Here is an 8515-nt window from a genome sequence, read left to right as displayed (position 1 = left end):
CGTCATGATCGCCAGGTCCCGGTCCAGGAAGGTCAGAGCCTGGCCGTGCACTGGCCGGAAGCCAGGTTCCTGGAGACCCGGAAACTCGGCCACAACCGGATTCTGGAGTCAGAGCAGGCGCTGGCGGCACTGGTGGCTTTTTTGAAGTAGGCGCCGGCGACGATCCTGAAACAGGGTACGATCATCCCGGGCGTGTAAAGCAATAAAGGAAATGATGCTTCACTTGACTTGGCCCTGGGTAATGTTACGGTATGTAAAACGTCACGGACGACAGGGAAAGGATAGAGCCAGGAGGGTATCCCCGAACGGAACCGGGGACTGAGCAGGGAGAGGGACGCCAAGCTCAGGGAACTCCCAAGAAGACAGCAGTAGGAGAGGCTGCCACCGGCTCTGGGGCAGCCTCTTTTTTTGCCCTGCCGAATAGCGCCATCACCGCGTGAGCAGAACCACCACCGCCACTGCCAGCAGTGCCGACACTCCCTGCCAGAAAGCCACAGGATTGCGCTCCATCAGCGGCGGCCGGGTGCGGTTGCGGTAGGCCTGATTGGGGTGGCGCAGGTCATAAATGAACTCGGACAGCTCCCGGGTGCGCCGCTCCGGGTTGGGGTGCAGCGCCTGTTTCAGGGTTTCGTCGATCCAGGCCGGGATTTCCCGCTCTTCATGCAGCACAGACCGGTAGTTGAGCCGGCGCTGGGCCGCCAGGGTACGGGCCTTCGCCACCTGGGTGCCGTAGGGGAAACGGCCCGAGAGCATGTGGTAGGTCCGCACCGCCAGGGAGTAGAGATCGGAGCCCTCGGTGCCGGGTTCGCCGAGGAAATACTCCGGCGCCATGTAAAGCGCCGTGCCGGGCAGGGGGTTGCTCTGGTCCGGTGCTTCCGCCTCCACCAGGCCGGCCACCCGGGCGGCGCCGAAATCGATCAGTTTGACGGTGCCGCCCGCCTCGATCATGACGTTCTCGGGGCGCAGGTCCTGGTGCAGTATGTCCATCCGGTGCAGGGCGTAGAGACCGCGAGCGATCTGCTCCACCATCTGGCGTACGGTCTCGATGTCCGGCGCCGGGTTGTCCCTCAACCACTGTGCCAGGGTCTGGCCCTCGATGTATTCGGTGACCGTGTACAGGTAGCCCCGCGGCCGCTTGCGGGGGCCTGCCGCCATCACGTGCGGATTGTTCACCCGCCGGGCAATCCACTCTTCCAGCAGGAAACGCTCCAGGTAGGCCGGGTCTTCCCCCAGGTCGATGGAGGGGGTTTTCAGGATCACCCGTTCACCGCTGTCCGGATCCGTGGCCAGGTACACATGACTGCGGCTGTTGGCGTGCAGTTCACGCTCGATTCGGTAACCGTCGAACTCGGCGCCGGCGCCAAGCACCGGCGGCAGGGGCAGGTCCTCGATCTCCCGGGCCAGGTCCTGGCCGCTACTGCGGGACAGCTCGTCGACCCTCACCAGCTGCAGGCTCAGATTGTCGCCACTGCCATTGTCGTAGGCCTGTTGCACGATGCTGCGGGCGGCCTGGTCCAGATCATCGGCAAAACGGTCGATGGTGGCGAGGATGGCGGCGGCGTCCACATGCTCGTAGACCCCGTCAGTGGCCAGCATGAACAGGTCCTCCACCTGCAGGGGCAGGGCCCGGTGGTCGAATTCCACCATGGCGTCCACCCCCAGGGCCCGGCTCAGGTAACTCTTTTCCCGTGAAACCCACAAGCGGTGATCATGAGTGAGCTGTTCCAGAGCCTGGTCCCGCAGCCGGTAGATACGGGTGTCGCCGGCGTGGAACAGATAGGCGGTGGAGGCTTTCAGTACCAGCACGCTGAGGGTGCAGGCGTAGCCCCGGTCCCGGTCGTAGCGGTAAGGGCTGCCGCAGGTCTGGCTGTAAAGCCAGGCATTGGTGGCGGTCAGCACCCGGTTGACCGAATGCCTGACGGACCAGGCTTCGGAGGTGCAGAAGTAGTCATCCAGCACACTGCGCACCGCGGTCTCGCTGGCGATGTGGCTGACCTCGCTGGAGCTGATGCCGTCGGCCATGGCCAGGGCCACGCCCTTGAGGTGTAGCTGGGGCTGGGCCGGCTGGTGGCAGCCATGACAGTCCTGATTGACGGGTTTACGGCCCTTGTCGGAATACTGGCCCAGGGATACACGCAATTGTGGCTTCATGGTGTAAAAGGGGCCGCCACCCGGTGGCGGCCCTGAATCTGCGACCTGATCAGGCGGACACGGGCTTGGCCGCGGGCTGCTTCACCGGCCGCTTGGCGCCGGTGCGCACGTGGGTGGTGTACAGGGTCAGGCCGGTGAACGCCAGGCCGCCCACCAGGTTGCCCAGAACGGTGGGGATCTCGTTCCAGAAGAAGTAATCCATCACCGAGAAGTTGCCGCCGACGATGATGCCGAAGGGGAACAGGAACATGTTCACCACCGAGTGCTCGAAGCCCATGAAGAAGAACAGCATGATGGGCATCCACATGGCCAGCACTTTGCCGCCCACGTTGGTGGAGATCATGGCACCCACCACACCCATGGAAACCATCCAGTTGCACAGCATGCCCCGGAAGAAGATGGTCATCCAGCCGGCGGCGCCATACTCGGCGTAACCCAGGGTGCGGGCCTCGCCCACCCCGGCGATCTTCTCGGCCACCGCGCCGGGCTCAACGTTGAAGCCGTAGGTAAAGACAAAGGCCATCATGAAGGCCACCGTCAGGGCGCCGGCAAAATTGCCCAGGAATACCCAGCCCCAGTTCCTCAGAATGGCCTTGGGGGTGACGCCGGGACGCCGGTCCAGCAAGGCCAGCGGGGTCAGCATGAAAACCCCGGTGAGCAGGTCGAACCCCATCAGGTAGAGCATGCAGAAGCCGATGGGAAACAGAAGGGCGCCCACCAGGAAGCTGCCGGACTCCACTGCGACGGTGATGGCGAAAACCGCCGCCAAAGCCAGGATGGCGCCGGCCATGTAGGCGCGGATCAGGGTGTCCCGGGTGGACATGTGAATCTTGGATTCACCGGCGTCCACCATCTTGGTGACGAATTCCGAAGGAACCAGATAAGACATTGTGTTACCTCGTGCTTGATTGAAAGTGTTCAGTACCGCAAGTGCAATCACGGCCCTGTGCGCGGTGGCTGGCGGCCAATCCGGTTGCGTCAGGCATAAAAAAACGGTGTCCAGAGCACGCCCGCCATGCGGGTGAGCTTTGGACACCGTTGTCCCGGAACCGCCCGGCTCGTTAGCGAGCCGGCCGTCGATCATCATTCGCTGTATTCGGGTTCCACCAACGCAAGGCCCATGCCGGTTTGGCTAACTTGCTGAAATAAAGTCTCTAAAGCCGCATCGATGCCATCGGCGTGTCCCTGCCGACGTCAGGAGTCGTTGGTGACTGCACCGTATTGGGTCACAGGTGGCGCCGATGAAGCGGGTGTGCCTCAACTTGGATCGCGACCAGCGGCGGTGGCAGTGACGCCCATTCGCCTGCCGGGCTGTTGCCCCGGCCGGGGCTCGTCTATAACTGAAGGTAGGAGGGGTTGTCCGGCTGGCGGCGTGGCCCCGGGGCGACGGGAGGCAAACCATGGGCGAGCTTTCAGTGGGGCTCAAGCATCATCTGTTGATCCTGGCACCGAGTCTGGTGGACGAGTTGGAGGACTTCGGCCTCGCCAATGTCGTGGCCTCCGGCGCCCTGGATGAGCACGAAGTGGAGCAGGCGTTTTTTACCGCCCGGGGACTGGCCAACTGGCTACCGGAGGACCCCGATGCGCTTGCCCCGGCGGACTGGGAAGCGCTGATGGTGGCGGTCCACCAGCTCCGGCGGGTGCTGGATGTGATCGAGAAGGAGACCTTCGAGGCGGTGGCCCGGGAGGCCCGCTCGGTTACCGCCGACAGGGCCCGCCAGGATCTGCGGGCAGCCTTTGAGGCCAAGCGGGCAGAGGGGGAAGTGGATTTCCGCCTGCATGGGCTCAGCAGAACCGAACCGAAGGCCAGTGGCCAGGACCCTGCCGTCCAGGAGGCCTTCCGCCGCAAGCGGACCGAGCGCCACCGCCTGCTGCTGGGGTTCGACGACGACGGCCTGAGCCCCGCCGAGTCGGTGATCCTGGCCGACGCCCGGGGGCTGGCCAACGCCGTCATGGTGGACGGCGTAACGGACAACCGCCTGGACGCCCTGCTGGCCATGACGTCGGTGTTTATAGAGATGGTCAGCATGCGGCGTAACCCCGGGGTGCCGGATGCCATCCGGAAGACGTTCACACGGATGAGTACAAAAGCGGTGATGGCCCTGGGCGCCATCGTCTACCGGGACGAATACCACCGGGCCAAACAGGCCCTGGCGCTGTCGAGCCTGCCGTCGGATCTATGAAGTCCCCGCCTGGCCTGCCGGTCGGGCCGGTCAACAAAACGTCACGCCCCGGTCATTGAACGCCGTAACACTCTCCCTGCGGTATCATTCTTTTCATAAGGAGATGATTATGGCATGGCACGCAATCATGGCACTGGCAGTTGCACTGGTCATGGCCGCCAGCCCGGAGCTGGCACTGGCGGCGCAGGGGCAGTCGGAGGCCGGGACTCCGCCCGGCCTGCAGAAACTCAAGCAGATCCAGGAGAGACTGCAGCAGCGGATGGATCGGGGCGCCCCGGACGTTGAGCTGGGCCCGCGGCCCTACTGGCTGGTGGCGGACATGGACGAAGGACCACTGAAAGAGCGGCTGCAGGCCTGCCGGACCCACAACGTCAGGCCTTCGGACTTCTCCATCGGCCATCGCGGCGCGCCGCTGCAGTTTCCCGAGCATACCCTGGAGTCCTATGTGGCGGCGGCGCGGATGGGGGCCGGCATCCTTGAGTGTGATGTCGCCTTTACCAAGGACCGGGAGCTGGTCTGCCGCCACTCCCAGGCCGACCTGCACACCACCACCAACATTGTCACCATCCCCGAGCTCAATGCCAAGTGCACCCAGCCTTTCGTGCCGGCGGACCCGGCCAATGGTATCCAGGCCCAGGCAGAGTGCCGGACCAGCGACCTGACGCTGGCGGAATTCAAGACTCTGGAGGGCAAGATGGACGCCTTCAATCCCATGGCCACCGCCCCTGAGGAATACCTTGAGGGCACCGCCGACTTCCGAACCGACCTCTACGCCAGTCGCGGGACTCTGCTGAGCCACAAGGAGAGTATCGAGCTGATCCGGTCCCTGGGGGTCAAGTTCACCCCCGAGCTGAAAACGCCCGTGGTGGCCATGCCCTATGAGGGCGAGTACAGCCAGCAGGACTACGCCCGCCAGATGATCCAGGACTACATTGACGCCGGTGTGGACCCGGAGGACGTCTGGCCCCAGTCGTTCCGGCTTGACGACGTGCTCTACTGGGTCAACGAGACCCCGGACTTCGGCCGCCAGGCGGTCTTCCTGGATGAGTCGCAACTGACGCCGGAGACCAGCTCCCTGGCCTACATGGAAAGTCTCAAGTCCCAGGGTGTGCAGGTGCTGGCACCGGCGCTGTGGAAAATGCTGGCATTGGACGGCCATCAGCGCATCGTGGCATCCGAGTACGCCCGCAACGCCCGTCAGGCGGGCCTGGACCTGATCGCCTGGACCGTCGAGCGCAGTGGTCCGCTGGCGAACGGCGGCGGTTGGTACTACCAGACCGTGACCGACGCCATCAACAACGACGGGGATGTCCTGACGGTGATCGATGTGCTGGCCCGTGAGGTTGGCGTCATCGGTATCTTCTCCGACTGGCCCGCCACCACAACCTTCTATGCCCACTGTATGGCCGGACGCGGACAACCCTCCGGCGAGCGGTAACCCCGAAGGCCCCGGGGCCGGCGGTCGTTTTGCCGCGGTCCGGGGCTGTTTTGATTTGTAACGGCTGCTGCCTTCCCAGCTCCGGGCTGCTTGCCCACGACCCCGGGCTTCTCTCGCCAGAATGTTTGAAAGTTCTTTAAAAACAGGTACCTGACGGCCTTTCGTTGGAGCCGCCTGGCGTTACGGAAAGTATCATCGGATGGCGGGTTGTAAGCGTCATTTTCTTGGCGATTCGGCCCTTCAAAACGGCGAAACAGAGCGCAACGGTGCTTCGCCGGTCGCCGTATAGTTTTTGCACAGTGTCAATTATCTGGTGCAAAAACATGTCAAATCACGGCAAAAAATTGTTGAAGCAGGGACTGCTGACCATCACCATGGCGGCCCTGCTCTCCGGTTGCGGCCTTGATGGTGACCAGGAGGCCAGCGATGTCAGCAGCCAGGCCGGCAGCGCTGAAACCGGTGTCCGCGTGACCGGCACGGCCATGAAGGGCGTCATCCAGGACGGCCTGGTGACGGCAAACCGGCTGCTGGCGGATGCGGATGGGCGGTACCAGCTGGATCGTTTCGCGGCCAAGCCGGTACGTACCGGTCAGGACGGCCACTATCAGCTGAAACTGCGAGGTAACGCCAGTGGGTGGGCGCTGGTGGAGCTACGGGCCGATACCGCCACCCGAATGATCTGCGACGTGGTGCCGCGTTGTGACCAGCCCGGCACAGCAGGGGTGGCGTTTGGCGAACCCCTGACCCTGGCCAGCGATTTTGTTCTGCGGGGCGCCGGCGACCTGGCGCGTGAAACCGTCTATCTCACACCCCTGGCCCACCTGGCCGTGGCACTGGCCGAGCGGGAGCCCACCGGGCTGTCGCCAGCGGCCCTGGCGTCCGCCTACCAGTCGGTGGAAGCGTGGTTCGGCCTGGCGCCGGGCGCCCTGTTGCTGGCGCCGCCGGACCTGACCAGACTGGACGAGCTTTCGGACGTGTCCGCCGACGCCCTGCAGGTGGCCATCACCAACGCCGCCTTCCTGGCACTGGTGAACGACAGCAGTCAGTGGAGCAGCATCGCCGAGGTACTTGCGGACATGGCCGCGCAGGTGGCGGCCGACGGCCGTATCGACATCATGGGTTCAGGAACCAACCTGGCCCTCGCGGACCTGGTGGCTGCGGCCGCCCTGCAGGCCGCCGAATTGCAGCAGGTGGTGGATTCCAGCCTGATCAGCCAGAAGCTGGTGGTGGTGGAGTACCGCAATGTGCAGCGCTTCAAGACGATTGCCGATGTCTACACGGTTCCCGATACAGGCGTGGAACTGGTGGACAGCGTTGACACCACCGAAACCCCGGCCGGCACTGGCACCGAACCGGCCCCGGGCACCGGGGATACCTCTGCCGATAGTGCCGATTCGCAAACAGACACCACCGTCACCGCGGAGACTGACGGCACCACGACCACCGGCGACCTGCCAGCCACCGACTCCACAACGGAGACGTTCGTGCCGGCGGACGCCGCACTGCTGAGCTGGACGGCGCCTCTGACCCGGGAGAATGGCGAGAGCCTGAGTATGGGGGAGATTGCCGGCTTCGAGGTGGTCTACGGCACCTCTGCCGATACCCTGGATCAGAGTCTGGCGATTGGCGACGCGTCGGTGGATCAATTGCTGGTGGACCAGCTCAGTCCCGGCACCTGGTACTTCGCCATTCGCACGCTCGACACCGACGGCAACCGCAGCCGCCTGTCGGAGGTGGTCAACAAACAGATCACGTTGTAGGTCTCAGTAACCGCCGCTGCCGTCCTGGTCTTCCTGAGTGGGCAGTGGCTCCACCGTGGTGGTGCCGTTGCTGGGGGTCGCCGGGTCGTCCCGGATGACCACCATCACCGCGGTGACGATAATGGCCGCGGCGGCCGCGACCACCAGCAGGGCGCCGGTCCGCCTGGGAAAGTTGGGCGCCAGGGGGCGGCCGCACTCCGGGCAGCGCTTGACGCTCTCGGTGGCACTGTGACCGCAATGTCTGCATAACCTGTGACTCATGGTGGGTTTGCCTCCGATTTTTCGCGCACCTGATTCCAGATTAGGTGCCAGCGCTCGCGGCCTCAAATCAGACCCTGACGCTGCGGCGTCTCTAAGGCTACAATGGCGGGCTTTTCGTCCCCCATTGAAGAGGCCCTGCCTGTGTTTCTGGCCTATCTCAACGCACTTTTCCCCGTTGTTGTCTGCGCCGCCCTGGGTTTTGGCCTGGCCCGGTCCACCAGCCTGCTGGATGCGCCGGCGCTGTCGCGGCTGGTGACACTGATCGGCCTGCCGGCGCTGATCCTAAGCGCCCTGCTGGGTATGGAGACCGACGTCTGGACCGTTTCCGATACGGTGATGGCCATTGTCGCGGTACTGGCGCTGTCCGCGGTGGCGGGTGCGGTGGTGCTGAAGCTGGCGGGGCTGGAAGTGCGCGGCTACCTGTCGATGCTGGTGAACCCCAATACCGGCAATCTCGGCATTCCCCTGGTCTATTCACTGCTGGGGGAGTCGGCACTCATCCATGCGGTAGTGATTTCCACCGTGGTGCAGGTCAGCCACTTCACCCTGGGGGTCTGGCTGCTGTCGGGCGCCTTCTCGTTGCGCACGATTCTGTCCAACGCCTCCATCATCGCCCTGCTGGCTGGCCTGGCCTGGGTGGCCACCGGCTGGCCGGCCCCGGTGGCGGTGCTGCAGACCGTGGAACTGCTGGCGGGTATGACACTGCCGGTGATGCTGCTGTT

General features: G+C 64.3%; 7 protein-coding genes. 4 read left to right on the top strand and 3 right to left on the bottom strand.

Annotated elements, in window-relative coordinates; genetic code table 11:
- Positions 1-429 precede the first annotated feature (429 nt).
- Both R3280_RS14630 and R3280_RS14625 read right to left on the bottom strand, forming a co-directional pair.
- Positions 430-2151, bottom strand: a complete 1722-nt coding sequence (locus tag R3280_RS14630) for a bifunctional protein-serine/threonine kinase/phosphatase (RefSeq protein WP_318999352.1) — start codon at positions 2149-2151, stop codon at positions 430-432.
- Between the two features lie 49 nt (positions 2152-2200).
- Positions 2201-3040: a formate/nitrite transporter family protein gene (locus R3280_RS14625; RefSeq protein ID WP_318999351.1), complete on the bottom strand. Its 840-nt coding sequence runs from the start codon at positions 3038-3040 to the stop codon at positions 2201-2203.
- A 511-nt stretch (positions 3041-3551) separates the two neighbouring features.
- On the opposite strand from R3280_RS14625, the gene R3280_RS14620 reads away from it, so the two are divergent.
- From R3280_RS14620 to R3280_RS14610, 3 genes are all read left to right on the top strand, one after another.
- Entirely contained in the window at positions 3552-4334 is a 783-nt protein-coding gene (locus tag R3280_RS14620) for a hypothetical protein (RefSeq protein ID WP_318999350.1), read from the top strand.
- Between the two features lie 151 nt (positions 4335-4485).
- Positions 4486-5772: a glycerophosphodiester phosphodiesterase family protein gene (locus tag R3280_RS14615; protein WP_413468788.1), complete on the top strand. Its 1287-nt coding sequence runs from the start codon at positions 4486-4488 to the stop codon at positions 5770-5772.
- Between the two features lie 347 nt (positions 5773-6119).
- A complete protein-coding gene (locus R3280_RS14610) occupies positions 6120-7532 on the top strand; it encodes a fibronectin type III domain-containing protein (RefSeq protein WP_318999348.1) in 1413 nt (470 codons plus the stop codon).
- 3 nt (positions 7533-7535) lie between these two features.
- On the opposite strand, the gene R3280_RS14605 is transcribed toward R3280_RS14610, so the two are convergent.
- Positions 7536-7793, bottom strand: a complete 258-nt coding sequence (locus R3280_RS14605; RefSeq protein ID WP_318999347.1) for a hypothetical protein — start codon at positions 7791-7793, stop codon at positions 7536-7538.
- A 102-nt stretch (positions 7794-7895) separates the two neighbouring features.
- Between R3280_RS14605 and R3280_RS14600 the strand changes: the two genes are divergently transcribed.
- The coding region (locus R3280_RS14600) for an AEC family transporter (protein WP_318999346.1) at positions 7896-8515 on the top strand (620 nt) is incomplete at its 3' end.

The sequence above is a fragment of the Marinobacter sp. genome, from assembly GCF_033722195.1.
Classification (GTDB): Bacteria; Pseudomonadota; Gammaproteobacteria; order Pseudomonadales; family Oleiphilaceae; genus Marinobacter.
This window is presented reverse-complemented; position numbering and strand designations above follow the sequence as displayed.

Excerpts from the sequence above, each read along its gene's own strand:
- R3280_RS14630 (WP_318999352.1), bottom strand. The coding sequence starts at position 2,151 with ATGAAGCCACAATTGCGTGTATCCCTGGGCCAGTATTCCGACAAGGGC.
- R3280_RS14625 (WP_318999351.1), bottom strand. The coding sequence starts at position 3,040 with ATGTCTTATCTGGTTCCTTCGGAATTCGTCACCAAGATGGTGGACGCC.
- R3280_RS14620 (WP_318999350.1), top strand. The coding sequence starts at position 3,552 with ATGGGCGAGCTTTCAGTGGGGCTCAAGCATCATCTGTTGATCCTGGCA.
- R3280_RS14615 (WP_413468788.1), top strand. The coding sequence starts at position 4,486 with ATGGCCGCCAGCCCGGAGCTGGCACTGGCGGCGCAGGGGCAGTCGGAG.
- R3280_RS14605 (WP_318999347.1), bottom strand. The coding sequence starts at position 7,793 with ATGAGTCACAGGTTATGCAGACATTGCGGTCACAGTGCCACCGAGAGC.